At 68.6% G+C, this 26,121-nt stretch carries 22 protein-coding genes and 2 pseudogenes; 12 read left to right on the top strand and 12 right to left on the bottom strand.

The window, feature by feature from the left end; all coding sequences use genetic code 11:
* Window positions 1-86: 86 nt before the first annotated feature.
* Window positions 87-266 carry a hypothetical protein gene (locus FSYMDG_RS20940; protein WP_131772908.1) on the bottom strand — a complete coding sequence of 60 codons (180 nt, stop codon included), beginning with the start codon at window positions 264-266 and terminating at the stop codon, window positions 87-89.
* 423 nt (window positions 267-689) lie between these two features.
* Between FSYMDG_RS20940 and FSYMDG_RS20935 the strand changes: the two genes are divergently transcribed.
* Window positions 690-1,955, top strand: a complete 1,266-nt coding sequence (locus FSYMDG_RS20935; RefSeq protein WP_013875378.1) for an ROK family transcriptional regulator — start codon at window positions 690-692, stop codon at window positions 1,953-1,955.
* A gap of 442 nt (window positions 1,956-2,397) precedes the next feature.
* Window positions 2,398-3,324, top strand: a complete 927-nt coding sequence (locus FSYMDG_RS20930) for a TauD/TfdA dioxygenase family protein (protein ID WP_013875377.1) — start codon at window positions 2,398-2,400, stop codon at window positions 3,322-3,324.
* A 42-nt stretch (window positions 3,325-3,366) separates the two neighbouring features.
* Here FSYMDG_RS20930 and FSYMDG_RS20925 read toward each other — a convergent pair whose 3' ends face one another.
* The 4 genes from FSYMDG_RS20925 to FSYMDG_RS20910 all read right to left on the bottom strand — a co-directional run bounded on the left by FSYMDG_RS20925 (window position 3,367) and on the right by FSYMDG_RS20910 (window position 6,678).
* Window positions 3,367-4,224 (bottom strand): amino acid ABC transporter permease, encoded by an 858-nt coding sequence (locus FSYMDG_RS20925; protein ID WP_013875376.1) that lies wholly within the window; start codon window positions 4,222-4,224, stop codon window positions 3,367-3,369.
* Window positions 4,221-4,871: an amino acid ABC transporter permease gene (locus FSYMDG_RS20920; protein ID WP_013875375.1), complete on the bottom strand. Its 651-nt coding sequence runs from the start codon at window positions 4,869-4,871 to the stop codon at window positions 4,221-4,223. Before FSYMDG_RS20920 ends, FSYMDG_RS20925 begins: the two co-directional genes overlap by 4 nt.
* A gap of 106 nt (window positions 4,872-4,977) precedes the next feature.
* The gene (locus FSYMDG_RS20915; RefSeq protein ID WP_349304113.1) at window positions 4,978-5,829 is read right to left on the bottom strand and encodes a glutamate ABC transporter substrate-binding protein; all 852 of its coding nucleotides are present in this window, start codon (window positions 5,827-5,829) and stop codon (window positions 4,978-4,980) included.
* Window positions 5,830-5,958: 129 nt separating this feature from the next.
* Window positions 5,959-6,678, bottom strand: coding sequence for an amino acid ABC transporter ATP-binding protein (locus tag FSYMDG_RS20910; RefSeq protein ID WP_050803840.1), 720 nt, complete (start codon window positions 6,676-6,678; stop codon window positions 5,959-5,961).
* 653 nt (window positions 6,679-7,331) lie between these two features.
* Between FSYMDG_RS20910 and FSYMDG_RS20905 the strand changes: the two genes are divergently transcribed.
* Complete coding sequence (locus FSYMDG_RS20905; protein WP_013875372.1) at window positions 7,332-8,219, top strand: alkaline phosphatase family protein; 888 nt, start codon at window positions 7,332-7,334, stop codon at window positions 8,217-8,219.
* A 40-nt stretch (window positions 8,220-8,259) separates the two neighbouring features.
* Window positions 8,260-9,348, top strand: coding sequence for an IS630 family transposase (locus FSYMDG_RS20900; protein ID WP_013871712.1), 1,089 nt, complete (start codon window positions 8,260-8,262; stop codon window positions 9,346-9,348).
* Window positions 9,349-9,457: 109 nt separating this feature from the next.
* Here FSYMDG_RS20900 and FSYMDG_RS20895 read toward each other — a convergent pair whose 3' ends face one another.
* Window positions 9,458-10,240, bottom strand: coding sequence for an NmrA family NAD(P)-binding protein (locus FSYMDG_RS20895; protein WP_013875371.1), 783 nt, complete (start codon window positions 10,238-10,240; stop codon window positions 9,458-9,460).
* A 115-nt stretch (window positions 10,241-10,355) separates the two neighbouring features.
* Here FSYMDG_RS20895 and FSYMDG_RS20890 point away from each other — a divergent pair, with 115 nt between their 5' ends.
* Window positions 10,356-10,997, top strand: a complete 642-nt coding sequence (locus FSYMDG_RS20890; RefSeq protein ID WP_013875370.1) for a TetR/AcrR family transcriptional regulator — start codon at window positions 10,356-10,358, stop codon at window positions 10,995-10,997.
* Between the two features lie 28 nt (window positions 10,998-11,025).
* On the opposite strand, the gene FSYMDG_RS20885 is transcribed toward FSYMDG_RS20890, so the two are convergent.
* Window positions 11,026-11,919 carry a TetR/AcrR family transcriptional regulator gene (locus FSYMDG_RS20885; RefSeq protein WP_013875369.1) on the bottom strand — a complete coding sequence of 298 codons (894 nt, stop codon included), beginning with the start codon at window positions 11,917-11,919 and terminating at the stop codon, window positions 11,026-11,028.
* 179 nt (window positions 11,920-12,098) lie between these two features.
* Between FSYMDG_RS20885 and FSYMDG_RS20880 the strand changes: the two genes are divergently transcribed.
* A complete protein-coding gene (locus FSYMDG_RS20880; RefSeq protein ID WP_013875368.1) occupies window positions 12,099-13,748 on the top strand; it encodes an MDR family MFS transporter in 1,650 nt (549 codons plus the stop codon).
* Between the two features lie 103 nt (window positions 13,749-13,851).
* Here the strand turns inward: FSYMDG_RS20880 and FSYMDG_RS20875 are convergent, their stop codons facing one another.
* The 3 genes from FSYMDG_RS20875 to FSYMDG_RS20865 form a co-directional block, all read right to left on the bottom strand.
* Window positions 13,852-14,535, bottom strand: coding sequence for a TetR/AcrR family transcriptional regulator (locus FSYMDG_RS20875; RefSeq protein WP_083828380.1), 684 nt, complete (start codon window positions 14,533-14,535; stop codon window positions 13,852-13,854).
* A gap of 38 nt (window positions 14,536-14,573) precedes the next feature.
* Window positions 14,574-16,049 carry an MFS transporter gene (locus tag FSYMDG_RS20870; RefSeq protein ID WP_013875366.1) on the bottom strand — a complete coding sequence of 492 codons (1,476 nt, stop codon included), beginning with the start codon at window positions 16,047-16,049 and terminating at the stop codon, window positions 14,574-14,576.
* A gap of 241 nt (window positions 16,050-16,290) precedes the next feature.
* Window positions 16,291-16,725 carry a MarR family winged helix-turn-helix transcriptional regulator gene (locus FSYMDG_RS20865; protein ID WP_013875365.1) on the bottom strand — a complete coding sequence of 145 codons (435 nt, stop codon included), beginning with the start codon at window positions 16,723-16,725 and terminating at the stop codon, window positions 16,291-16,293.
* Between the two features lie 70 nt (window positions 16,726-16,795).
* On the opposite strand from FSYMDG_RS20865, the gene FSYMDG_RS20860 reads away from it, so the two are divergent.
* The 4 genes from FSYMDG_RS20860 (at window position 16,796) to tnpC (ending at window position 22,836) form a co-directional block, all read left to right on the top strand.
* On the top strand, window positions 16,796-18,310 hold the full coding sequence (locus FSYMDG_RS20860) for an MFS transporter (RefSeq protein WP_013875364.1): 1,515 nt from the start codon (window positions 16,796-16,798) through the stop codon (window positions 18,308-18,310).
* A gap of 320 nt (window positions 18,311-18,630) precedes the next feature.
* On the top strand, window positions 18,631-19,824 hold the full coding sequence (locus tag FSYMDG_RS20855) for a YncE family protein (protein ID WP_013875362.1): 1,194 nt from the start codon (window positions 18,631-18,633) through the stop codon (window positions 19,822-19,824).
* Between the two features lie 299 nt (window positions 19,825-20,123).
* The gene (gene surE, locus FSYMDG_RS20850; protein ID WP_237702899.1) at window positions 20,124-20,969 is read left to right on the top strand and encodes a 5'/3'-nucleotidase SurE; all 846 of its coding nucleotides are present in this window, start codon (window positions 20,124-20,126) and stop codon (window positions 20,967-20,969) included.
* Window positions 20,970-21,399: 430 nt separating this feature from the next.
* The gene (gene tnpC, locus FSYMDG_RS20845) at window positions 21,400-22,836 is read left to right on the top strand and encodes an IS66 family transposase (protein WP_013871651.1); all 1,437 of its coding nucleotides are present in this window, start codon (window positions 21,400-21,402) and stop codon (window positions 22,834-22,836) included.
* A 136-nt stretch (window positions 22,837-22,972) separates the two neighbouring features.
* Here the strand turns inward: tnpC and FSYMDG_RS20840 are convergent, their stop codons facing one another.
* Both FSYMDG_RS20840 and FSYMDG_RS28925 read right to left on the bottom strand, forming a co-directional pair.
* On the bottom strand, window positions 22,973-23,896 hold the full coding sequence (locus FSYMDG_RS20840) for a CehA/McbA family metallohydrolase (protein ID WP_013875360.1): 924 nt from the start codon (window positions 23,894-23,896) through the stop codon (window positions 22,973-22,975).
* A 579-nt stretch (window positions 23,897-24,475) separates the two neighbouring features.
* Window positions 24,476-24,739 carry a hypothetical protein gene (locus FSYMDG_RS28925; protein WP_050803609.1) on the bottom strand — a complete coding sequence of 88 codons (264 nt, stop codon included), beginning with the start codon at window positions 24,737-24,739 and terminating at the stop codon, window positions 24,476-24,478.
* Between FSYMDG_RS28925 and FSYMDG_RS30190 the strand changes: the two are divergent.
* Together FSYMDG_RS30190 and FSYMDG_RS29335 are read left to right on the top strand one after the other, a co-directional pair.
* Window positions 24,726-25,265 (top strand): annotated as a pseudogene (locus FSYMDG_RS30190) (ABC transporter substrate-binding protein); the annotation flags it as partial. The gene FSYMDG_RS28925 and the pseudogene FSYMDG_RS30190 sit on opposite strands and share 14 nt — an antisense overlap.
* A 166-nt stretch (window positions 25,266-25,431) precedes the next feature.
* Window positions 25,432-26,118: pseudogene (locus FSYMDG_RS29335) on the top strand (ABC transporter substrate-binding protein); the annotation flags it as partial.
* Between the last annotated feature and the right edge of the window lie 3 nt (window positions 26,119-26,121).

Genomic DNA, 26,121 nt, shown 5'->3' with positions numbered 1-26,121 from the left:
GGTGGAATTCCTGATCGTGGCTTTATCCGGCCATGATGTTCTGACCGGCGTCCGCTCGTTGTTGAATTGTTTGGCCGGTGCGTCCGTCAACGGAGGTTTTCGGTTACGGCGCGCGGTGCCGCGGCGAGCTCGCCGATCGTGGCCCGGGCTCGCTCGTGCTCCTGGCGCCGGCCCGTCTCGGTGGCCTGCCGCGCCGGACGCCGGCCGGGCGGTGGCCGGGTGGTGGTCGAGCCGGCGGCGACCGGGATGCGAGACGGCGTTCCCACAGTGTTCCTACAGCGTTCCCCACTGTGTTCCCCACCGATCTGGTTGACAATCATTCGGGTGTTGCCTAGCGTCGACCGCATGAGCCGGCATACCTATCTGGTCTGCCGCGCGCACGTTGACCTCCGTCGCGTGGCGAGCGCGCTCTGTCCGTCCGCCTGATGCCGCCGCTGGATTCTCAGCGTGCCCAGGCCGTCCGGATGCATGCGGTCCTTCTTCGTCCCGGACTTCTCCGTTTCCCTGCCGGCAGGCGGCATCGAGAGGGTCGTCGGCCCTGACCAGGGTTTCGACTCCATCAGACTGATCATCTGCGAGACGGGCAACGTGGGTCCGCGCGTCTGCCCACCACGTGGGCCGTGACGACATCCGCACATCCGCGGCCCTGCCGAGTCCGCATGCAGCACCGCAGCGCGAGGAGGTCAGCCGTGCCGGCACTCAACCATCCCCTGGCGTCGTCCGTGACCGCGGGTCGCTCGGACCCGACAGGCACCGCCGCGGCGGTGCTGCGCGCCGTGTTGGATCACGGGCCGGTGGCGCGCACCCTCATCGGCCGCGCGACCGGGCTGAGCCCGGCCGTGGTGTCGCGGCAGACCGCCGATCTGATCTCCCTCGGGCTGCTGCGTGAACTGCCGGCGCTGTCCAGCCCGCCACGCGCCGGCCGCCCGTTCGTCCCCTTGGACATCGACACGCAGCGTCACCTCGCCTGCGGGGTGCACATCGCCGTCCCCAACATCACCTTCGGTCTGGTGGACCTGCGTGGCCAGGTGGTGGCCCAGGAGAGCGTGCCGCACCAGGGTGACGCGCGCGAGGTGCTGCGGCAGATCAGCCAGTATCTTCCCGGCTTCGTGGCGCGGCACGCCCGAGGCAGCAGGCTGCTCGGACTGGGAGTGGTCACCGGCGGATGGGTGGACCCGCAGCGCGGCGTCATCGTCGAGCACGGTCTGCTCGGGTGGAGTGACGTGCCGGTCCGTCAGGTGCTCGCCGAGACGACCGGCCTGCCGGTCCATGTGGACGGCCATGCCCGCGCGCTGGCGCAGGCAGAGATCATGTTCGGGGATCCGCGGGCCCGGCGCAGCCTGGTGCACCTGTTCGTCGGGAACGTCGTCGACGCGGCGATCGCCACCGGCGGCGAGGTGCACTGGGGCCCGCACGCCGGCGCCGGGGACGTCGCCCACCTGCCGCTGGCGGACAGTTCGGTGCGCTGCCCCTGCGGGCGGTCCGGCTGTGTGCAGGCCGCCATCTCGGAACGGGTCCTGGCAGAGCGGGCGTTTCGGGAAGGGAGGATCGAAAAGCCCGACCTGTGGCTTCTGCTGGACGCGGCCCGCTGTGGCGACCAGCGCGTGCTGGCGCTCTTCCGCGACCGGCTGCGTGTCATCGGCCGGGTGGTGGCCCTGCTGCTGGACGTGATCGACCCGGAGGTGCTGGTGCTCACCGAGGCAGCCGCGATCTTTCTGCCGGACCTGCTGCCCGACCTGTACGAGCAGATCGCGGCGCACTCGCGGGTGTGCGACAGCCCGGAGCGTATCGTGCTACCCACCCGCTTCGGAGCGCACAGCCTTGCCGTCGCCGCGAGCGCGACCGTGCTGGACGCCGTCCACCGCAGCCCGCGCAGCCTGCGCCCGGCCCCGGCCCCGGCCTCCGCCCGGGCTCGGACCCGAGCCCGGGCCGGGGCCGGGCGGCTGTCCGACTGAGTTATTTTCACTCGAGCGGTAAACATTGACCCGGCCGGCCTGCAGTATGAGTATCGAAACATGAGCGACATCGGGTACGCCGTGTCCGGGCATGCATCTTCTGAATGTACGTTGCCTGCGTGCGCATCGTGCCGGTGCGTATTGACCGGGTGTGCCGACCGTGTTGCCCGTCGCTGTTCTTCCACATTGTGCGACGTGGTGGTTCCGATTGTTTCGTAGGCGTCGGGGCCGTGGTATCGCGGCATTCTTCCGAATGATTCAGGGCCGGTCGCCGGCTGTTGCCGTCGTTTCCTGCGTCACTCGTATTCCATCTGTATTCCGGTGGCCGGCCCGTCTGTTCACGTAGGAATGAATACGGCGGTGCGGGTCTGGGTTCTGTTCCGGGACCGGCCGCGGCCGCGGCCGGCTGTTCTTTCCGCCAACCAGTCTGGAGCACGCAGCGATGACAAGTACCGTCCAGCGGCTGGGTATCGACGTCCGGCCGCTTTCCGGGCACACCGGAGCCGAGATTCACGGCGTCGACCTGAGCCAGCAGCTCGACGACGCCACGATCGCCGAGATCCGTTCCGCCCTGCTGCGCTGGAAGGTCGTGTTCTTCCGCGACCAGTCCATCGGCCACGCCGAGCAGATCGCCTTCGGCGCCAGGTTCGGTAAGATCACTCCCGCCCATCCGCACGAGGACGCCCCGCCCGAGGGCTTTCCGCAGATCCTGCCGATCGACAGCCGCCGTTACGAGAAGAAGTTCGGCAAGCGGAAGATCACCTATGACAACGGCTGGCACACCGATGTCACGGCGCTGGTGAACCCGCCGGCCGGGTCGATTCTGCGCGCCGACATCGTCCCCCCGTACGGTGGTGACACCGCCTGGACCAATCTGGTCGCGGCCTATCAGGGCCTCCCGGAAGAGCTGCGTGCGTTCGCCGACGGGCTACGGGCCAAACACAGCTTCAGTCCCCGCCTGCTGGCCGGGACCCCCTACGGGGAGAAGATCGCGTCGAATCCGCTGCTGGCGATCCACCCGGTGGTCCGGGTGCACCCGGAAACGGGCGAGCGGGCGCTTTTCGTCAGCCCGACCTTCACCTCCGGGGAAAACGAGATCATCGGATTCTCCACGCGGCAGAGCCACCGGATTCTCGACCTCTTCTACGAGCAGATCGCCCGGCCCGAATACACGGTGCGGTTCCGCTGGAGCCCGGGCGACGTCGCCTTCTGGGACAACCGGGCGACCGCCCATCTGGGCCCGTCCGACCTCAACCACCTCGACTTCGACCGCGTGCTGTACCGGATCACCCTGGAAGGGGACATTCCGGTCGGGGTCGACGGGCGGCAGTCGGAACTCGTGGCCGGGCAGCCCTTCCTCGCCGACTGACCGACGCACGAGGCGGGCCACGGGTCGGGCGTGGGCTTGCCGCTACCCGGTGGGCAGGTCCTCCGCGGGCACGGACGGTCTGGCCCGCCGGCCGGACAGCCGCGCCTCCAGGTAGGTCGCCAGCCTGGTCACCAGATAGTTGATGAGGATGAAGATGCCGCCGATGACCAGATAGGTCTGGATCGGGTTGTGCAGGGTCTGGATGGCGATCAGGGCCCGGCGCAGCAGCTCCTCGTAGGAGATGAAGGCCCCGAGCGAGGTGTCCTTGAGGATCACCACGAGCTGGCTGATCAGAGCCGGCAGCATCGAGCGGAACGCCTGTGGCAGCAGGACGATCCGCAGCGTCTGGCCGTGGGTGAGGCCCAGCGCCGAGGCCGCGTCACGCTGCCCCTTCGGCACCGCGAGGATGCCGGCTCGGACGATCTCGGAGATGATCACCGAGTTGTAGGCGGTCAGACCGATCACGATGTACCACAGCGGCGGCAGCTTCAGCCCGTAGACCGGGAGAACCTGCGCCGCAAAGAAGATCGCGATCACCACGGGCACGCCGCGCAGCAGCTCGACCGCCCCGACCACGGCCCACCGGTACCATCGGGCCGCGGAGATCCTGGTCGTCGCGATGAGCACCCCGAGCAGCAGGGAGAGGGACATCGCCAGGGCGGCGGCGGTCAGGGTGTGCACCAGACCGCCGCCGAGCAGGCGCCACAGGTCCGCGAAGTCCTCGTCCCCGGGGTTGAACAGCGGACTCCACCGGCTGCCGTCGAACTGGCCGTTCGCCGCCAGCCGGCGGACGGCCAGCACCGCCAGGCCGACCAGCACGACACCGGCGACAACGCTGGCGACAGCGATCCGTCGGCGTCCCCGCGGGCCCGGGGCGTCGTAGAGAACCGAGCGGCTCACCGCGCCACCCGCAGCCGTTTCTCCGCCGCCAGCACGAGCAGGCCGGCGGGGATGACGATGACGAGATAGCCGATCACGACCCCGGCGTAGACCGGTAACGCGGGTTCCCCCCGCGCGCCGTTCAGCGTGCTCGCGACGCTGTAGAGTTCGCCGCCGACGCCGAACGCGCCGACGATCGCGGAGTTCTTCACCATCGCGATCCCGACGTTGCCCAGCGGGGGGATGACCGCCCGGATCGCCTGCGGCAGGATGACCAGCCGTAACGACTGGCCGAAGGTGAGGCCGATCGAGCGGGCGGCCTCCGCCTGGCCTGTTTCCACCGCGCCGATTCCGCTGCGTACCGCCTCGCAGACGAACGCGGCGGTGTAGACGGTCAGCCCGGTGACCCCGAAGGCGAAGTACGAGCCGTTGATCCCCACCTCCGGCAGGCCGAAGGCGAAGGCGAACAGGACGATCGTCAACGGGCAGTTGCGGACCAGTGTGACGTAGACGGTGCCCACGGCGCGCAGGGGCGGCACCGGCGACACCCGGAATCCCGCGAGAACGACCCCGAGCAGCAACGCCGCCACGGCGACCAGACCACAGATCGTCAGCGTTCCCAACAGGCCGTCGGCGTACAGGCCGAGGTTGTCGGTGATGACATCCATGGCGGCTCCGGGGCGGCGTCGGCTCGGGTACTACGGGCTTACGGCACTAACAGAACTGGCAGCAGGTTACAAAGGTGACGAAGGCGCAGGGTCGGGAAGATGTTGATCAGGAGCAGGTGGCGAGCGTGGGCAGGGCCGGCGCGGCCCCGGCGACCTTGCCCGCCGTGGACTCCCAGGCCTTCGCGTAGCGGCCGTCCGCCGCCGCCGCGGTCAGCTGCTCGTCGATGAACTGGCAGAAGGCGGTGTCACCCTTTTTGATGCCGATGCCGTAGGGCTCGGTGGTGAAGGGCTTGCCGACGATCTTGAACGCGCCGCCACTGGCGTCCACCAGGCCCAGCAGGACGACGTTGTCGGTGGTGACGGCGTCGACCTGGCCGGTACGCAGCGCGTCCGCGCACTTGGAGTAGACGTCGAAGAGCACGATGTTGGACGCGTCGGCGTATTCCTTGATTTTCTCGGCCGGGGTCGAGCCGGAGACGGAGCAGACCTTCGCGTTCGTCGCGCGCAGGGACTCCGGCCCGGTGATCGTGGTGTTGTCCTTCTTCACCATGATGTCCTGGCCGGCCTGGTAATAAGGACCGGCGAAGCTGATGAGCTGCTTGCGCTTGTCGTTGATGGTGTAGGTGGCGACGATGAAGTCCACCCTGCTCTGCTGGATCGCGCCCTCCCGCTGGGCCGACGGTGTCTCGACGAAGGTGATGTCGTCAGGGTCGATCCCCAGGCCGTCGGCGATGATTTTCGCGATTTCGACGTCGAATCCCTCGACATCGCCGCCGAGGCCCTTCAGCCCGAACAGCGGCTGGTCGAACTTGGTACCGACGGTGACCTTTCCCGCCTCGGCGAGCCTGGCCGCCGTGGTGCCGGCGGCGAAGGTGGGCTTCGCCGGGGTTTCGGCCTCCGTACCGGTCGTGTCGCTCCCACAACCGGCGGCGGCGAGTGCGACAGTACCGGCGAGCACGGCCGTCACCAGCCGTCGTCCTCGCCGTGGGTACCGCTGGAGTGGGTGGTGCTGGAGCGGGAAACGTGGAATCCGCATGGTCGTCCTTTCAAGGGGGAGCCTGTCGGCCAAGGGCGGGCACGGGCCGGCTCAGTGGGGGAGGACACGGGCCAGGAAGTCGCGGGCCCGCTGTGTACGCGGGCTGTCGAAGAAGTCCGCCGGAGCGCCTTCCTCGAGAATTCCGCCGTCGGCCATGAACACGACCCGGTCCGCGGCCCGCCGGGCGAACCCCATCTCGTGCGTGACGACCACCATGGTCATGCCGTCGCGGGCGAGCTCGGCCATGACGTCGAGCACCTCGGCGATGTATTCCGGGTCGAGCGCCGAGGTGGGTTCGTCGAAGAGGATCACCTTCGGGTCCATGGCCAGCGCCCGGGCGATCGCGACACGCTGCTGCTGCCCGCCGGAAAGCTCGGCGGGATAGCTGCCGGCCTTCGCGCCGACGCCCACCCGGTCGAGTAGTTCCCGCCCCCGGTGCTCGGCCGCGTTCCGCGGGATTCCCCGGACCTTTGTCGGCCCGAGCGTGACGTTCTCCAGCGCCGTCTTGTGGGCGAAGAGGTTGAAGGCCTGGAAGACCATGCCCACTTCGGCCCGTAACCGCGCGAGCGCGCGCCCCTCCTCGGGCAGTTGGCGCCCGTCGATCGTGATCCGGCCGGCGTCGATGGTCTCCAGCCGGTTGATGCAGCGGCACAGTGTCGACTTGCCCGATCCCGACGGGCCGATGACGACGACCACCTCGCCGCTGTGTACGGTCAGGTCGATCGCGTGCAGGGCACGGAAATCGCCGAAGGACTTCTCGACGCCCTCCATGACGATCAGGGGTTCACCCCGGGTGCTCTCCGTCACATGCAACCCTTCGGTCAGGCTGAGCGGAACGGTAGCAGGTGAGCTCCGCCTGCCTGGGCGGCGTGTCGGATGTCGAACGGTTCGAGCCCGCGGTCTGGACCTGTCGCGATAGCCGTGGTCTGTGACCTGACGACGATCCAGACGTTTGGCGAACGCGGTCCGCCCCGGTCCGCCGCCGGCGGTCGCGGTTGACCGGGCGCCGGTCCGGCGAGCGTATCCGGTGAGGCGGACAGGCCGGTTCCGGGAACAGGACGGGCCGGTTTCCAGGGCAATGGTGGGCCGGCCGTTCCTGGATTCCATAATATGCTTGATTTTCGGCAGGTCGCGGTGGCGGAAAAGCGACCGTGATGCCACCGGTGTACTCCGTCCACGGTAAAATCACCAATCGAATCTGATCGCCGAGATCGGAGATACCGGTTACTGGAATTCGCCGTCGGCAGGATGAGAACGTTCAGGTTCGGGTGGGTTCCGGGTCGGCACGGTGAAATATGTGAGTATGCGGATGTTCGTCTGGCTTTCACTTCCGGTCCACCAACGACGCATCGGAACACACTAATCTGATTCGGCTCCACAGCAAGCGCTCGTGCTTGTTCCCGCGGCACTTCTGGAGGTCTGCTGTGTCTGTTCTTGCCCATGTCAAACGCCCGCGTTGGGCCCTCGCCGCTCTCGGTACCACCACGGTTCTGGCCGCCGCGACGGTCGGACTACTGGCGCCCAGCGCGCAGGCGGCGACGCTGCCGACGCCCGACCACGTGGTCGTCGTCGTCATGGAGAACCACGGCTACCCGCAGATCATCGGTAGCTCAAGCGCACCGTACATCAACAACACGTTGAAGGCCGGGGGTGCCAATCTTACGCAATACTATGCTCTGACCCACCCCAGTCAGCCCAACTACCTGGACATCTTCTCCGGCGGCACGCAGGGCGTCACCGATGACAGTTGTTATACCCCGCAGTTCAGCAGCGCGGCCAACCTCGGCTCCGAGCTGATCGCGGCCGGCAAGGCCTGGGGCAGCTACAACGAGGGCCTGCCCTCCCAGGGTTCGACGGTGTGCACCAACAGCAGCACTAAGTATGCGCGCAAGCACAACCCGTGGTTCGCCTTCAGTAACGTGCCGCTGAACACCGCTTACACCTTCAATCAGTTCCCCGCCAACTACACCACGTTGCCGAAGGTCTCGTTCGTTATCCCGAACCTGTGCAACGACATGCACGACTGCTCGGTCGGCACGGGTGACACATGGCTGCAGAACAAGCTCGGCGCCTACGCCACCTGGGCCAATACCCACAACAGCGTCCTCATCGTGACCTTTGACGAGGACAACGGTTCCTACGGCAACCGCGTCGCCACGGTGCTCTACGGGCAGCACGTCGTCCCGGGCAGTTCCTCGTCCACGACCTACAACCATTACAACCTGCTACGCACCCTGGAGGATCTGAGCGGCCTGACCACCCACGCGGGGAACGCCGCGAGCGCATCGGACATCACCGGTATCTGGAACTAGTGTCCTGAGTCGTTGATTCGTGTGCAGATAGAATGGGCTGGTGCCTGGCCCGAGCGCGGATCCCATCGAGTTGTCGTCTGCTGAGCGTGCGGTGCTGGAGGGCTGGGCCCGACGGCGGAAGACCGCGCAGGCGCTGGCGTTGCGCTCGCGGATCGTGCTGGCCTGCGCGGACGGTGGGACGAACTCGGGGGTCGCGGCCGAGCTCGGGATCACCCGGGGAACGGTCGCGAAATGGCGGGAGCGGTTCGCGGTCGACCGGCTGGAGGGCCTGTCAGACGAGGCACGTCCGGGAGCGCCTCGGAAGGTCACCGACGCCCAGGTCGAGGCGGTGATCGCGAGGACGTTGGAGGAGAAGCCACCGAACGGCGATACCCATTGGACATCGCGGTCGATGGCGAGGGCCAGTGGGCTGTCGCAGTCGACGGTGTCACGGATGTGGCGGGCGTTCGGGTTGAAGCCGCATCTGGTCGAGACGTGGAAGCTGTCCACCGACCCGCTGTTCGTGGACAAGGTCCGTGACGTGGTCGGGGTCTACCTCGACCCGCCGGAGAAGGCGATCGTGCTCTGCGTCGACGAAAAGTCGCAGGTGCAAGCTTTGGATCGCACGGCACCGGTGCTGCCCCTGATGCCGGGTACCCCGCAGCGGATGACCCACGACTACGTCCGCCATGGCACGACCAGCCTGTTCGCCGCGCTCGACCCGACGTCCGGGTCGGTGATCGCGCAGACCTTCCGGCGGCACCGTCACCAGGAGTTCCTGCGCTTCCTCAAGCTGATCGACTCCTCGGTCCCGAAGGGCTACGACCTGCACCTGGTCCTGGACAACTACGCCACCCACAAGACCCCGGCGGTGAAGAACTGGCTGCTGCGCCACCCCCGCTTCCACCTGCACTTCACCCCGACCTCGGCGTCGTGGATGAACCTGGTCGAGCGCTGGTTCGCGGAGCTGACCACCCGCAAGCTGCGCCGATCGACGCACCGCTCGGTCGTCGAACTCGAAGCCGACATCCGCCGATGGATCAACGCCTGGAACAAGGACCCGAAGCCGTTCGTCTGGGCCAAGACCGCCGACGAGATCCTCGAGACCCTCGCCGCCTACTGCCAGCGAATCAACGACTCAGGACACTAGGCGACCGTGTACCTGGTGAGCACCTTGCACCACTGAGTCGGCCGGCCCGGGTGACCACCCGGGCCGGCCGACCAGCCTCCCCGTACCCGTTGCCGCCTTCCGGGCCGGGTCAGGCGGGGTACGCTCGGAACAGTTCTTCGATCTTCGCTCGGCCCTGCCGCGCCAGCCAGGTCTCGAAGTCCATCAGCCCCGGGTGGAGCGTGCGCAGCGTGGGGATGTCCGCCTGCCAGCCGCCCTTGTCGGTCGCGAAGAGGTACGCGGCTCTGAGGTCGTCGAGGTTGCTGCCGGCGAGGGGCCCGAACTGCGTGACCGCTTCCAGCGAGAGCTCGCGGTACTCGATGCTCCGCCCGGTCGCGCGGCTGATGACGGCAAGGATCTGACGCGCTGTCAGCTCGTCGCCGGCAATCTCGATCTCCTTGCCCAGGTAGCCCTCCGGGCGGGCGAAGGCGAGCGCGGCGAACGCCCCGATGTCGTCGACGGCGATGATCTGGACCGGTCCGCCGTCCGTGGCGAAGCCGCGCTCGGCACCGCCTACCGACGTGTAGACGAAATGCTCGATGTCGGCGGCCCTGGCCGCGTCGGCCACGTTCACACCGAGGCGCACCTCGTCGATCGCCGTGCCGGGCCTGTCGCGGACGGGCTGATCCCATGCGGGCTGGACGCTGAAGACGCCGTGGACACCCTGGGCGGCCGCATCCAGCGAGGCGCGGTCGTGCATGTCCCCGGCGACGATCTCGGCTCCGGCCCGCGCGAGCGCCTGTGCGGCCGCGCTGGACGGGTCGCGGGTCAGGGCCCGCACCTGCCATCCGTCCGCAAGCAGGTATGCGGCGGCCGCGGCTCCCTGCCCTCTGGTCGGTCCTGTCACGAGGATGCTCTTGGACGTCTTGGCCATGATCCCTCCCGGTAGCGGGCGTCTGAAGGAGGTAGTCTCCGGACACGATTCGGAGCCTCGCTCCGGAAATATATGGAGCAGTGCTCCATATCGCAACACCCGGGAGGCGCACCACATGGCGAAGCCGACGAGCGACACGCCCGCAGCCGCTGACCCCGCCCTGCGCGCGGACGCCCGCCGCAACTACGACCTGTTGCTGACCGCTGCCCGCGTCACCTTCGCCGAGCACGGCACCGACGCCTCCCTGCGGGAGGTCGCGCGACGGGCCGGTGTCGGGATCGGGACGCTCTACCGGCACTTTCCGACCCGGGAGGCGCTCGTCGAGGCGCTGATGCGCAACGGCTTCGACAGCCTGCGTGCGAAGGCGGAGGAACTGCTCACGTCCCCGGCCCCGGGCGACGCGCTGATCATCTGGCTGCGGGAGATGGCCGTCCGCTCGGTCGCCTACCATGGGCTGCCCGCCTCGGTGCTGGCCGCGCTACACGACGAGGGCTCGCATCTGTACTCCTCGTGCCATGCCATGCGTGCCGCCGCGGCCCGCCTGCTCGTCCGCGCCCAGCGGTCCGCGGCCGTTCGCCCGGACGTCACCGCCGAAGAGCTGTTCGTGTTGGTGGCGGCGATCGCCTGGGCGGGTGAGCGGACGTCCGGGGGAGCGGAGCTGACCGACCGTCTGCTGTCGCTGATGATGACCGGGCTGCAAACAGGCCTGCCACGAATCACAGATCACGGATCACGGAAGGCTAACGGCAGCCTTTGACGCGACACCGCGTCGACGGCGGGTGAGACTACGAGTTCGCCGTGTGGCCCTGTTTCACGCCGTTTCCCCGCCCCGCGCCCGCGGCATCCGGGCAGGATGCGCCAGGGCGGGAGGCATCCGGGTGGGAGGTGTCCGGGCGGCGGGCACCACGTGGGAGCTCCGCGAGGGAGGCCGCGATGCCGGCCAGTACCCACTCCAGGCCTTCGTCGAACCTTTGCTGCGCCTCGCCGCGGTCGGTCAGCAACGCGAGGTCGGGACCGAGGTCGGCGATACGGGGGTAGTCGCCGGTTGCGACGAGAGCGCGAAGGTAGCTCTGCATCAGATGCTGCTGTTCGGCGGCGTTCCCGCTGTCCCGCGGGGGCATGCGCTGTTCCAGGTGCTCGGTGACGATGTGGCCGATCGTGTAGGTGTCGATGGTCCGCAGGATGCAGATCTTGCGGCGCTGGTCGATGTCGAGGCTGGCGACGGCGGCCAGGGACTGCTCCATGTGACGGATGGCGTTGGGGCCCAGACGCGGCCAGGTGCCCCTGGCCTTCACGATCCAAGGGCGTCGTAGGGTGACGGCGCGCGTCTGTTGGGCGATGGTCCACAACGCCTCCCGCCAGTTGGCGGGCAGTGGCTCGGGGACGATGATGTCGGCGATGGCCTTGTCGGTCATCAGCTCGAAGAGGTCGTCCTTGCGCTTGATATGCGAGTAGAGGCTCATCGGACGAGCGCCCAGCGCCGCCGCGACCCGCCGGATGGAGACCGCGCCCAGCCCTTCGGCGTCGGCCAGCGTGATCGCCGCGTCGACGATCGCGTCCCGGCTGAGCCCCGGCTTCTTCTCCTTGGCCAGGCGGGTCCACAACAGGCCGACCGGCGGCCGGTCGGCCTGCGGAGAGGCGGCCGGCGCCTGGATCGCGGCATGGCGCTCGCAGGACACGCAATGAGGGTATCGCCGGATCGGATCCGGCGATACCGCGTACGATTAATCGATACGACGTCCCGTTCGATGGACGCTGTACGAGATATCGATACGGTGTAGCGTCAACGATGGCCGCGTATCCGACCGCCTACGTCGCGCCAGGACACTCCAATATCAACTGTTTCCGGAGGCTCGTGATGGCAGAACCCCAGGCGTCCACCGCGTCCGGGCGACCGAACGAGCTGAACAAGCCGAACGGGCCCCGGGAGCCGAAGCGGGCGGGGGCGGACCGGCTCGACCCGGCACTGATCCGTCTCGCCGGAATCATCCTGGTCGGCGCGGTGGTCGTGCAGTTGGACACCACGATCATCGCTGTCGCCATCGACACTCTGGGCCGCTCGTTCAACGTCGGAATCTCGACGATCCAGTGGGTCAGCACCGGGTACATGCTCGCCCTGGCGATGGTGATCCCACTGACCGGCTGGTCGGTGGAGCGGTTCGGCGGCAAGCGGATGTGGATACTGTCGCTGGCGCTGTTCCTCGTCGGGTCGGCACTGTGCGGCTCGGCCTGGTCGGCCGGCAGCCTGATCGCCTTCCGGGTCATGCAGGGCATCGGCGGCGGCATGCTCCTGCCGCTGATGCAGACCCTTCTCGCTCAGGCCGCCGGTCCGCAGCGGCTGGGGCGGCTGATGGCCACGGTCGCCGTGCCCGCCCTGGTGACGCCCATCCTGGGACCGGTCATAGGTGGTGTGATACTCGACAACCTGAGCTGGCGTTGGATCTTCTTCATCAACGTCCCGATCTGCCTCATCGCTCTGCTGCTGGCCTGGCGAGGAATGCCCGACGTACGGACCCCCGGTCGGCACCCGCTGGACGTTCTCGGGCTCGCGCTGCTCTCCCCGGCGCTGGCGGCGGTCGTCTACGGCTTCTCGGAGGCCGGCAGCCGGGGCAGTTTCGCGGACGCGAACGCGAGTGTCCCGCTGATCGCCGGCGTGGTCCTGCTGGTTCTGTTCACCGTGCACTCCATGCGGGTCGCCATCGAACCGATCATCGACCTACGGATGTTCCGCAGCCGCGCCTTCACCGGTTCGGCCGCGATGATGTTCCTCTTCGGGATCTCGTTGTTCGGCGCGATGCTGCTGCTCCCGCTGTACGAGCAGCAGGTCCGCGGACGCAGTGCAGCCGGCGCCGGGCTGCTGCTGGCTCCGCAGGGGCTCGGGATGATGATTACCATGGTCGTGGTCGGCAAACTCACGGACCGGGGCAGTACCCGGCTGCTCGTCCTCACCGGCCTGCTGCTGAGCGTGCTGGGCACTGCCGCCTACACCCAGGTCGGCACCGACACCAGCGAGTGGCTGCTCGGCCTGTCGCTGGCCGTCCGTGGCGCCGGCCTGGCGGCAGCCCTGATACCTGTCATGACAGCGGTCTACCAGGGCCTGCGCCGGGACGAGATTCCGCGCGCCACCTCGGCGGTGCGGATCTTCCAGCAGATCGGCGGCTCTCTCGGCACCGCTGTGCTCGCGGTGGTCCTCTCCCAGGGAATCGCCGACCGGGGCGGAGCCGGTCAGGTGGACGCGGCCGGGCTGGCGGACGCCTTCGGGAACACCTTCTGGTGGACGCTGGCCTTCACCGCCGTTGCGGTACCGTTCGCCTTCCTGATGCCCGGCCGGAAGACGGCCGCACCCGCGCGGGCCGCCGTCCCCGCGCAGGCTGCCGGCCTGGCCCAACCGACCGGCCCGGCCGGGCCGACATCCCCGGCGGATGCCGCGGGCCCAGGAGATATCGATCTTCTGCCTGGTGTCGCGCGGACGGCGGCCGCACCGTCCCCGGGCCTGAACGAAGGCTGAGGGCGCTGAGCGTAAAGCCCGCCGACCAGCTTCGGCGTACCGCCAGGTCACGGCTCGGCGTCTGACCCAGCCGGCCGGCAGTCTGACTCAGTCAGTCGGCCGGTCAGTGTAGGCGCAGCGCGGCAGAGCTCGTGACCACCCTCTCCCACTCCTCCGCGTTGACCGGTGGAGTGGCCAGCGGCCGTGGGCCGCCAGGGCGCAATCCGTCGAGGAGCAGGTCCAGATGGCGGCGCCACACCATCGGCGCGATCTGGTCGGTCGCGTCGATCAGGCTGGTCAGCGTCCACAACAGGACGGAGACGTCCCGGTAGGTGACATCCGGGCGCAGCCGGCCGGCCTTGCGGGCGGCGTCCAGCAGGCTGTCCACCACCCGGGCGATCTCATCCCGCAACGGCCGGCCGAGGGTGGAGTCCCACAGCCGACCGCTGCCCATCCTCTCGCTGGCGTGCCGCTCGGCGAACGTCCGCACGAACGTCTCCAGGCGTTCGCCGGGTTCCCGGTGCTCACCGGCGGCCCTGGCCAGGCTCAGGATGCGTTCGAGATAGGGCAGAGCGATCGCGTCCAGCAACGCGCCCTTGGTCGGAAATCGGCGGTAGACGGTGCCGATACCGACTCCGGCGCGGCTGGCGACCTCCTCCATGGTGAAGGCGGGGCCTCGCTCGCCGTACACCTCGGACGCCGCGGACAGCACCCGTTCCCGATTTCGTGCCGCGTCGCAGCGTAGCCGTTCCGGCGCCGTGACCTCTGACGGCGCGGGCACGGACGAAGTTTCCGCGGTCCTGCTCATGACGACACGGTAGTAGGGTCACGCGGCGAATACAGCCTCTACCAGGACTGTGTGGTCGCCGGAGCGCCGCCGCGCGGCTCGGGCAGCGCCATGCTCTTGGTGGCCGCGGCCCCGGCGGCCGGGGTGCTGGTGGGCTGCCGGCGTACCGGCACGATCGCGGCCGCCACCGCGGCGGCAACCATCGACACGGCCAGTACCGCGAAGCTCACACTGTAGCCGTGCTCGCTCGGCAGCCCGCTCGCCAGCGCGCCGGAGGCGAGGATGCTGGTGACGACCTGACTCCCGATCGATCCGCCGATCGTGCGGATGTTCGCGTTCATCCCGGTCGCGGCCCCGGTCTGGGTGGGCGGAACAGCCTCGATGATCAGGTTGGACATGGACGAGAACGCAAGCCCTATACCGATGCCCTGGATGGTTGTGGCGATGAAGAACTCCCAGGGCTCCCGGTGCGCGACCGAGAGTATCAGGAACGGGACCGAGGCCAGCAGGGAACCCACCACCAGCGGCTGCTTGGCCCCACGCCGGACGGTGATCTTGCCGATCAGGGAGCTCATGATGATCATTGCCATGCTGGTGGGCAGCATGTACAGCCCGGAGGTGGTGACCGAGGCGTCGAAGCCGTAGCCGGCCTCCGGGGGCGCCTGCAGGAAGGGCGGGATGACGATGAAGGTCGAGTACATTCCGACGCCGAGCAGCAGCGCCGCCACGTTGGTCCACCACACGGCCGGGACACGCATCATCGTCATGTCGATCAGCGGTACGGCGGAGCGTTCCTCCACCTGGATCCACAGCACGACCAGCGCCACGGCCGCGCCGAACAGGGCCAGTGTGCCGCCGGACGTCCAGCCCCAGGCGCTGCCCCGGTTGAGCCCGAGCAGCAGTGCGACCAGCCAGCCGGACAGCAGCGCCGCGGCCGGGAGGTTGACCCGTCCCGGGTTGCGCACCGGGGACTCCGGGATGAACAGCGCTGTTGCCAGGGTGGCGATCGCTGACATGATGAGCGGGATCCAGAACAGCCAGTGCCACGACAGATGGTCGACCACCGGTCCGGCGATCACTATGCCGAACGCGCTGCCGATGCCGAGCATCCCCGACATCATCCCGATGGCGCCGGGCACCCGGCGGGCCGGGAACTCGTCGCGGATGATGCCGAAGGACAGTGGGAACAGCCCGCCGCCGAGCCCCTGGATCACCCGGGCGACGATGAGAACGCCAACCGAGCTCGTCAGCGCGGCCAGCAGCGATCCGGCGGTCAGCGAGGCATAGACGACGACGAGCATCTTCTTCTTGCCGAACATGTCGCCGAGGCGGCCCAGGATGGGGGTCGCGACCGAGGCGGACAGCAGGTAGGCGGTGAGCACCCAGGTTGCCGTCGTCTGGGAGGTGTGCAGATCCCGCTGGATGACCGGTAGTGCCGGCAGCACCATCGACTGCAGCAGCGTGTAACCGGCAGTGCCGAGTGTAAGTGCGGCAAAGGTGATGGCGACCTGCCGGTCGCTGCGTTCTGTGGACATGGGTCTCCGTCCCGGACAAGCGGAATTGCCCTCCGGATCGTAACAGTTAAGCGGAGCTTGCTTCCGTTTAGCTGGCCGGTCACTCGGCGGCCCGGAGTCGGCCCGGCTGCTGGTGGTCGAGACCGTCGCGGCTCGCCGAAGGCGCCACGCGTGGCCGCGTCACGCCTTGTCCGGTGTCGTAGCTGGTGCACTGGTTGCTGACCAGCCTCGACCGATCACGGTCGATCGCGTGTGGTCGCCGTCAGTCGTGGGACGGCGTACCCTCCGCCAGCGCGGCGGCGAGCAGGAGTCGCAGGGTTGCGCGTTCCTGGGGGCTGAGCGTGTCGAGGATCCTGTCCTCGACGGCGTCCATCCCGCGTTCGGCGGCCATGAGGGCGCCGCTGCCGGCGGGCGTGCGATAGACAAGGTGGCGCCGGCGGTCGGCCGGGTCGCGCCGGCGTTCCGCCCAGCCCAGGCGCTCGACCTCGTTGAGGAGCAGCACGAGGTTGTTCGCGTCCAGGCACAGCACGTCGCTGAGCTGCCGCTGGGGGATGCCGGTGTCCTCGCCGAGATGGTTGAGGGCCACAAACTGCTTGAGCGTCATGCCGAGCACGTCGTCGGTGGCCTCCCTGTACACGCGTCGGGCGAGGCGTGTCAGCAGGACGATCGACCCTGAGGTGGTTGCGGCGACGCTCATGATTCCAACGATCTTATCATTGCGGGGTCAATATTGCTTCTTTGATAATCAACGATATAGTGACTATTCCATGAGCGACATCATCGTTCCGGCTCCAATCACGCTCTCCCGCTCGCGGCGGCGATGGCTCGCCCTGCTGGTCGCCCTCACGGCGCAGCTAATGATCATTCTTGACTCCAGTGTGGTGAACGTCGCGCTGCCGGTCATCCAGAACGACCTGCACTTCAGCCAGGCCAACCTCACCTGGGTCGTCAACGCCTACATGATCAGTTACGGCAGCTTCCTGCTGGTCGCCGGCCGGCTTGGTGACCTCGTCGGCCGGAAAAAGGTCTTCCTCGCCGGCATGGCGCTGTTCACCGCCGCCTCGGCCGCCTGCGGGCTCAGCGACGGGCAGGCGTTCCTGATCGCCGCCCGTTTCGCGCAGGGCCTGGGTGGGGCGCTGGCGTCGGCGACCATCCTCGCGTTCATCGTCACCGACTTCCCGCAGCCGCAGGAGCGGGCCCGGGCGATGAGCGTCTACCTGCTTGTCACCGTCAGCGGCGGCTCGCTCGGCCTGCTGCTCGGCGGTGCCCTCACGCAGGCTCTGGGCTGGCACTGGATCTTCGTTATCAACATCCCGATCGGCCTGCTCGCGTTGCCGGCCGCGGCCGCGTTCCTCTCCGAACGTCCCGGCAGCGGCCTGCGGCAGGGGGCCGACCTGCCAGGTGCTGTTCTGGTCACCGCGGCGGCGCTGATCGGCATCGACGCCATCGTGCAGGCGGCCGAGTACGGCTGGCTGTCGGGGCACACCCTTGGCCTCGGCGCGGTCACGGTCGCGCTGCTCGGCGCGTTTGCCGTCCGTGAGTCACGCACGTCGAACCCGCTCGTTCCGATACGGATCCTGCGGCTGCGCAGCCTCATCGGTTCCAGCGCCGTACGCGCGGTCGTGGCCGCCGGCATGTACGGAGTGTTCTTCTTCGGGGCGCTGTACCTGGAGCAGACCCTCGGGTACGACGCCGTCCACACGGGGCTTGCGTTTCTGCCACAGACCGTCATGGTGGCCGTGCTCTCCATGGGGATCACCGCCCGGCTTGTGTCCGCCTGGGGGCCCGAGCGGGTTCTCGTCGCCGGGCTGATTTCCATGATCGTCGGACTGCTGCTGCTCGCCTGGTCGCTCGGGGGTGAGCACGTCGACTACTTCCCGGGGCTCTTCTTCGCCTTCGTCCTGGTCGGGCTGGGGACCGGCGCGGTCTTCATGCCCCTGCTGACCATGGCCGTGGCCCAGGTCGCGCCTGCCGACGCCGGCCTGGCCTCGGGGATCGTCAACGTCTCCATGCAGATCTCCGCCGCGGTCGGCCTGGCCGCGCTGGGGACGCTGTCCAGCAACCGGACGGCCGGCCTCCTGGCCGACGGCCACAGCCAGCTCGCCGCGTTCACCGGCGGCTGCCGTCTCGGGGTGCTCACCGGCGCGGGATGCGTGGCGTTCGGCCTCCTGCTCGCCGTCACCGTGCTGCGCGCTCCCCGGAGCAGGCGGGAAGTCGTGGACGTCCCGAGCCAGCCGGCCGACGGAGCTGTCCTGCCCGGGCAGTCGGCGCGGAGCCGCTGACGGGCACCGCGCACCTCGCCCACGAGAAGGCGCCGGCCGAGGCCGGTCGGAGCGGCGATGCCGTACAGTGGGCGCGTGTCCCCGCCACCCCGCCGAGCGCAATCACCGTCAGTAGCGGAAATGGCCCGTGGTGCGGCCCTGGACGTGGCGCTGGAATGTACGGATCCACACGAGATCGGCGGATTTGACAACTTTCCGTGATGGGGTGCTGTCCATCCGCACCTTCCTGGCTGGATAGCCTCCCTATGCGGCCGAGTGTCACCAAGGCGGAGGCCCCTACGCTTGTCCTTCCCGAACCCGCCGGAATCGGAGCATGCCCTGTGTGGACGTACCACGACGCCCGATCGTCACGGGCAGTGCGCCTGGTGGTTATCGCCGCGTTGTGGCTCGGGGTAGTCGCGGCCTGTGGTGAGGAAGCCGGGCCGCCCGGGCCCGCCCTGCCTCCGGTGAGGGCTTCGGGACTGCCGGGAACCCCGCCGTTGTCGCCGTCGGCCGCCGGCGGCGGGGGTGGTGGGGCCCAGCCGGTGAACGTGTACGCCGCCGCCGGGGCGAACCAGCTCAGCCCGGCCGTCCGCGGGGCCAGGCAACTCGTCTACGTCCCGAACAGCGACAGCGACACCGTGGACGTGATCGACCCGACGACCTTCAAGGTGGTCGACCATTTCGTGACCGGCCGTAATCCGCAGCACGTCGTCCCGTCGTGGGACCTGTCGACGTTGTACGTGACCAACAACGCGGGTAACAGCCTCACCCCGCTCGACCCGGTCACCGGGAAGATAAAAGGGCCGAACATCCCCGTCGCCGACCCGTACAACATGTATTTCACCCCGGACGGGAAATATGCGGTCGTCGTCGCCGAGGCGCTGCAGCGACTGGACTTCTACGACCCGAAAACCTGGGAGCTGCGCACCCAGGTGAAGGTCGACTGCCCTGGCGTCGACCATGTCGACTTCGCCGCCGACGACTCGTTCTTCGTGGCCACCTGCGAGTTCTCCGGCAAGCTGGTCAAGGTCGACCTGCGGACGCTTTCAGTCGTCGGCTACCTGACGGTCGGTGGTATGCCGCAGGACATCAAGCTCGACCCGCGGGGCGAGTTGCTCTACATCGCCGACATGATGGCGGACGGCCTGCACATCATCGACCCGGTGCGCTTCCAGAAGGTTGGTTTTCTGGCGACGGGCAAGGGCGTGCACGGCCTTTACCCGAGTCGGGACGCGACCGTGATGTACGCGTCGAACCGCGGCGAGGGCTCCATCTCCGTCATCGATTTCGCGACCCGCCAGGTCCGGCAGAAATGGCAGCTTCCCGGCGGCGGCAGCCCGGACATGGGCGGGGTGTCCGCCGACGGGTCGGTGCTGTGGCTGACCGGCCGCTACAACGGCGAGGTCTACGCGATTTCCACCAGGGACGGGAGCCTGCTGGCCCGGATCAGGGTCGGCCCGGGCCCGCACGGCGCCTGCGTCTGGCCCCAGCCCGGCCGCTACTCCCTCGGCCACACCGGCATCCTCCGCTGACGCGGCCCACGTCGCGCCCGTCCGCTGGCCGAGGAAGCGCTTTGGCCGGCTCGGCTACCCTCGACGACCTTTCCGGTTACGAAACGCTGGTTTTTCGACCTGCCGCGCCAAGGGTTCAACTGTTATTTGTCGAATTTTTTCCCGGCCCGGGAAAACCGTTGCCCCCATTATTCTAGTTTTGCGGCATGAAAAAACGTGGAATCTTTGCTGTCCTCGCGGCGGCTGTCCTCTGCTCGCCGGTGGTTCTCACGTCGAGTGCGTCGGCGTCGGGTCCCGGTGCCACCGTCCCCACACGTCCGTTGCGGATTCTGCTCACCAACGACGACGGATGGCGCGGCCCGGGCGGATCGGGCACCCCGTTGATTGCCGCGTTGCGGGACGCGCTCAGAACGGCCGGGCATCATGTGGTCGTAGTGGCACCCGGTACCGACCAGAGTGGCCAGGGCGGCCGTATCTCCCTGCCCCCGCTGCAGCTCACGGTCGCCAGTCCCGAACCCGAGGTGTGGACGGTCACGCCAGGGTCGCCGTCGGACAGCGTGTTCTTCGCCTTCGACGAGATCTTCGCGAACCAGAAGCCCGACCTGGTCATCTCCGGGATCAATCCGGGCAACAATCTCGGTCAGGCGGCCAACCACTCCGGCACCGTCAACGCCGCCCTGACCGCACTCGAGTTCGGAGTACCCGCGGTCGCGGTGAGCCTGGAAACACCGGGCACCTGGCAGGAAGGTACCGCCGCCGCGGCGAAGAACTCGGCCGGGTACATAGTCGATCTTGTCCGGCGGCTGGAGACCAGATCGCGAAACGGCACGCTGATACCCCGGGGAGTCGGCCTCAACGTCAACTATCCGGTACTGGCCGGACCAGTCGACCCTGCCACCGGTAAGCCCGGCTCGGTGCTGCCTCCCAGAGGAGTGCGCTCCACCACGCTGGACACCAATCTGTTCGCCAACTTCGACTACAAACCGACCAGCGGGTCGGCCGGGCAGCCGGGTATCTACACGATCGGGCTCACGCTGGGGGGCGAACCCGCTGTCGCGGGCACGGACACCCGCGCCATCCAGGACGGGTTTGTCAGCGTCACCCCGCTGGAGGCGGACCGCGACGTGGACGGTTCCACGCAGGGCTGGCTCCGCGGAATTCTCTGACAGGACATACAACGCCTTCCCGGCCGGGAACACCTCCCGGCGGAACAACCGGGCCCGCGGCGGGGAAGGCCGAGGCTTCGACGGCGCGGGAGGTCCGGGAAGGTCTCTCGAACGCTGGCCGGGCCGGCCACCGGCACCGGCCGCCATACTGATTCCATGCGCCAGGCCTTCGCGCACACCGCGGTTCTCGTCATGGCGCCCGAGGCCGACGTACGGGCGCCGGGCGCGGCCGTCACGGTGGCGTTGTGCGGTAGCTGAGGTGGTCCCCGTTCTTCGGACAGTGATCCCTATGTGGGATAATTGATCCGTGGTAACTGGTCAGGTCTGGTAGATCGTTTGTTTTTGGTTTCCCGGCTGGCTGGGACTCCTCGATGGCCTGAAGGCCCGGGTCGTTGGTGCTGTGTGGTTGATCGGGCCGTAGGGTCCGGGTGTGTCGGATGGTCCGCCCGCGTCGCCGCCGGTGCCGTCGTATGACGAGCTCGCGGCGCTGGTGGTGAGTCTGCGGGCGCAGCTGGTCGAGACCGCTGCGGCGTTGGAACAGGCGCGGGTGCGGATCGCCGAGCTGGAAGCTCAGGTCGCGAAGAACTCGCGGAACTCGGCGAAGCCACCGAGTTCGGACGGGCTGGCGAAACCGCCACCGAAGTCGCTGCGGAAGAAGACCGGCCGCAGGCCCGGTGGGCAGGGCGGGCATCCGGGATCGACGCTGCGGATGCTCGCTGAGCCTGATGTGCGCCTGCGGCATGAGCCGGGGCCGTGTGCGGGGTGCGGGGCGGGGCTTGCGGGCCGGCCTGTGACCCGGACCGAACGGCGGCAGGTGTTCGACCTGCCCGAACTACGTCCGCATGTGGTCGAACATCAGCTCATCGAGCGGGAGTGCGGCTGCGGGACGCGGACGAAGGCGGCGGCACCGGCCGGGGTGGACGCGCCGGTGCAGTACGGGCCGCGGGTGGCCGCGGCGGTGGTCTACCTGTATTCCGGTCAGTTCCTGTCGCAGGAGCGGACCGCGACCGCGCTGGCCGAGCTGGTTGGGATCCCGATCTCGGCGGGCACGGTCGGTGCGATGACCGCCCGTGCCGCCGCCGGACTCGACGGCTTCCGTGACACCGTCCGGGGTCTGCTGGCCGCCGCCGACGTGATCGGGGCCGATGAGACGGGGCTGCGGGTCGCCGGGAAACTGCACTGGGTGCACTGCGCCCGCACCGACAAGTACACGCTGATCGACTGCCATGCCACCCGCGGCAGCGGCGGGATCGACGCCCTCGGGGTGCTTCCCGCCTTCGGTGGGGTGGTGGTCCACGACGCCTGGGCCCCCTACGACAGCTACACCGGCGCCACCCACCAGCTGTGCGTCGCTCACGTGCTGCGCGAACTACAGGCCGTCGTCGACGCGGCCCCGACGGGAACCTGGTGCTGGGCCGCCCAGGCAGGCGACGCGCTCGTCGCCCTGCACCGCCTCGCCGTCGACGCCGCCACTACCGGCGTCACCATCGACGAGCAGGCACCGGCCACCCAGACCCGGCAGCTGCGCCACGCCGCTCACATCGGGATCAGCCAGACCTCGCCGCGCGGCACGAAACTCATGGCCGCCCGCCATGCCCTGGCCTGCCGGCTCGTCGACCGCGAAGCCGACTACCTTCGGTTCACCCGCGACTGGCGGGTTCCCGCGGACAACAACGGCTCCGAACGCGACATCCGCATGATCAAACTACGGCAGAAGGTATCCGGCTGCCTACGCACGCTCACCGGCGCCCGCCAGTTCTGCGCGATCCGCAGCTACCTGTCCACCGCCACCAAACACGGCATCAGCCTGTTCGACGCTCTCGTCCAACTTGCCGAGGGCCGTCCCTGGATGCCCGCGATCAGCTAACTCAAGATCAAAAACTACCTGACTAGTTACGACCAGGTTTGGTGATCCCCGTCTTCCGGCGCCGCCGAGGCATCCCGTTCCCGGGTGGCCGCCAAGCCGTCCACGCTGGCCGCCTGCCGCTTGGGATGGGGCGTCGTTATGACCGTTTGACCCCGCCCGGTTCCAGGCGGATCGGGTTGCTCCAGGCGCGTCCTCCGGTCCTGTCCTCGACGGTGACCCGGCAGTATCCGCACCGCTCGAACATCGCGACGGGCAGGGAGCCCTCCGTCAGCGATTCTCCCTCGATCACCTGCGCGCCCGGAGCGCCTCCGGTGACCAGTATTTTGCGCACCGGTGAGCAGCTCACCGTGACCATGCCGTCGTGGAACTGGATGTCGTGTAGTTCGGGTCCGGTGCTCGAGTAGTAGTGGCCGGCCTTGAGGGCCGCGAGGAGCGCTTCCGGGGTGAGGGCGTCGGCGCGTACCTGGACCCAGGCCGCACAGCCCGGCGGGTCCTGGGGCTGGAAGTGCGCGTCGTCGGCGGCGTAGGCGCCGAGCCGGTGCCCCCGGTTGAGCAGGATGTCGGTCAGATGCCAGCTGTCGCCCCGGTCCTCGCGGGCCGAGAGCGCGTTGTGGACCTCGACCGCATGGGCCGCGTCCAGGCTTTCGGCGTCGGCGAGGGTGAGCAGCGAAGCCGCGGGGTGGGCCATGCCGATGAACGCGCCCGCGGCCCGGGCCCGGCGTGCCAGGTGCGGTCCACTCTCGTCGGGTTCGGGAGGCGGGAAGCCGAGTGGCAGTCCCACGGCGACGATGTGCCATTCCGAGGAGAACTCGGTGCGCGGGGCATGCAGCTCCGCGCCCAACAGCGTGGTGAATCCGGGGGTGCGCAACGGCCGGGTGTCTGTCAGCGGGAACCCGTACCTGGCTCGGAAGTGATCGGTGATGGCCAGGAAGTCATAGCCGGCCTCCCGGTAGCGGCGCCCGATCTCCGCCGGCGGCAGCGCCCCGTCGGACCGGTCGGAGTGGGTGTGGAGGTTGCCCCGCCAGAAGCGGCCGGGCCGGTGGAACGGCAGGTCGATCACGGGTACTCCCTGAACTACGGGCAACTGGTCGGTTGCCGAGGCCCCCCGCTCCCAGGCGGCCGGCAGGCCGTCCGGGCTGGGCCGTCTGCAGCTTGGGTGGGCGTGGCTGGGCGATCCTGCCGCATCCACGCTCAATCTTATCCATTTTTGTCCGTATTCGCGAAGTCGGTGGATCGCTGGCAGGTATTGCCCACTTGACTGGTTGGGATGGTCATGGTGCCGTTGATGGTGTGTGGAGAACAGTTCTCCTGGTCGCCCGGATACACATCGACCTCATGCGGATGACCTGCGGGCGCTGTTACCGCGGCTGATCGGCTGCCGCCTGTACGGCCCCGTCTGCGCAGGCCCGGCGGTTCACCGCCAGCAAGCACCGCGCGTTCCACCGTCTCCCATGTGCCTCCCGCCGTGCCCGAGTCGCATGGTCATTTACGCGGGCCGCCGCCGGACACGGGGGTTCGTGGCACAGGTCCTGATCCGCCGCGCTTCACTCACCCTTCCGCAGAGGACCCTTGTGAGAAAATCGCCGACCCGGACAATGCCGATTCAGCCGACAGTGCCGGTTCAGACGGTCATGCCGATTCAGCCGACCGGAACAGCCGGGATGACGGCCGCGTCCGCCGAGCATCCAGTGCGGGTACTGCTGACCCGACGCGGCCTGCTGGCCGGTACCGGCGCCGGCGGGCTTGCCGCGTTCCTCGCGGCGTGCGGCGGTTCGACGGGTGACGCGGACGCCGCCGACTCCTCGGCGTCCTCGACCGCGGGCGGGAAGCGGGGAGGCACCGTCACCCTGAGCGCTCCGCCGCCGCCGACCGCGCTGGATCCGGTGACGATGTACGACGGCACCGCGATCGCCCTGGTCCAACTCGTCGCCGACTACCTGATCTGGCTGGACTCCGACTTCCAGCTGCAACCCCGGCTGGCAACCGCGTGGACGTCGTCGGAGGCGGGCCGGACCTGGTCGTTCACCATCCGCCAGGGAGTCGTCTTCTCCGACGGCACACCCCTGGACGCGGCCACGGTGAAGGCGTCGTTCGACCGTCTGCTCGATCCCGCGAACAAGTCCGCGGCGCTGTCGGCGTTCGACACGGTGCTCAAGGCCGGCGGTGTCTCGCTGGCGGGCTCCGACACGGTCGTGTTCCGCCTCGAGCGGCCGTTCTCGGAATTTCCCTATCTGGTGTCCGCCGGCAACTACAACGCACTCATCCTGAAACCGGACTACCAGGTGGGCACGTTCGCCCAGAAGGCGATCGGCACAGGCCCGTTCCTGCTGAACTCCTATGACAGCGGCACGGGCGCGTCGTTCACCCGTAACCCGAAGTACTGGGATTCCGGGAAGCCGTATCTCGACGGCGTCCGGGTGGCTTTCTACAAGGACGAGCAGGCCGATCTGCTCGCGTTGCAGAGCGGTGCCGTCGACGGGCAGATCCTGTCGGACGCCGGCCTGGTGGGCCCGGTCGCGGGCGGCGGCTCCATCGCCGTCGACAAGGTGAACAGCACCGGCCTGACCGCGTTCACGCTGTCGCGTCGACAGGCCGCCGTTCACGCGGAAGGAGGTCCGCCAGGCGGTCGCGTACGCCCTGGACCGGCCGGGTGTGCTGACCAGCGTGCACAACGGGGTCGGCGTCCTGGGCAACGACCATCTCTTCGCGCCCTCGTTCGCCAGCGCCCCGACCGACCTCCAGCAGCGTGCCAGGGACGAGGCGAAGGTCAGGTCGCTGCTGGCCGCCGCGGGCGTGGACAACCTGCGTTTCACCCTCAGCTTCGACCCGCCGAACAGGTCCTACGCGCTGGTCATCCAGGACCAGCTCAAACAGGTCGGAATCACCGTGGATCTCGACCAGCAGACCTCCGGGGCGTTCTACGGCGGCGATCAGGCCGCCGACACCCCGTGGCTGTTCACGACCGCGAACCTGGTCGGCTGGGCGGGCCGGCCCACGGCAAGCCAGTTCATCATCCCGATGGTGAGAAGCCAGGGGGTGTGGAACGGCTCCAAATACGCCAACCCGGTCGTGGACGCGGCGGCCACCGCCTACGACGCGGCCACCGACCCGGCCGAACGGAAGAAGCAGGCGGAAATCATCGCGCGGGCGCTCAACGAGGACGTGCCGGTCATCGTCAGTGTGTGGAACGGCGCGGTCCGCGCCTACCGGACCGACCGGATCAAGGGGCTGCGGGCGCACCCATCCGCGTTCCTGGATCTGACGACCGTGACCAGGGCCTGATCG

The organism is Candidatus Protofrankia datiscae, from assembly GCF_000177615.2.
Lineage (GTDB): Bacteria > Actinomycetota > Actinomycetes > Frankiales > Frankiaceae > Protofrankia > Protofrankia coriariae.
Note: the sequence above shows the minus strand (reverse complement) of the source record. Positions and strands in the feature narration are given on the sequence as shown.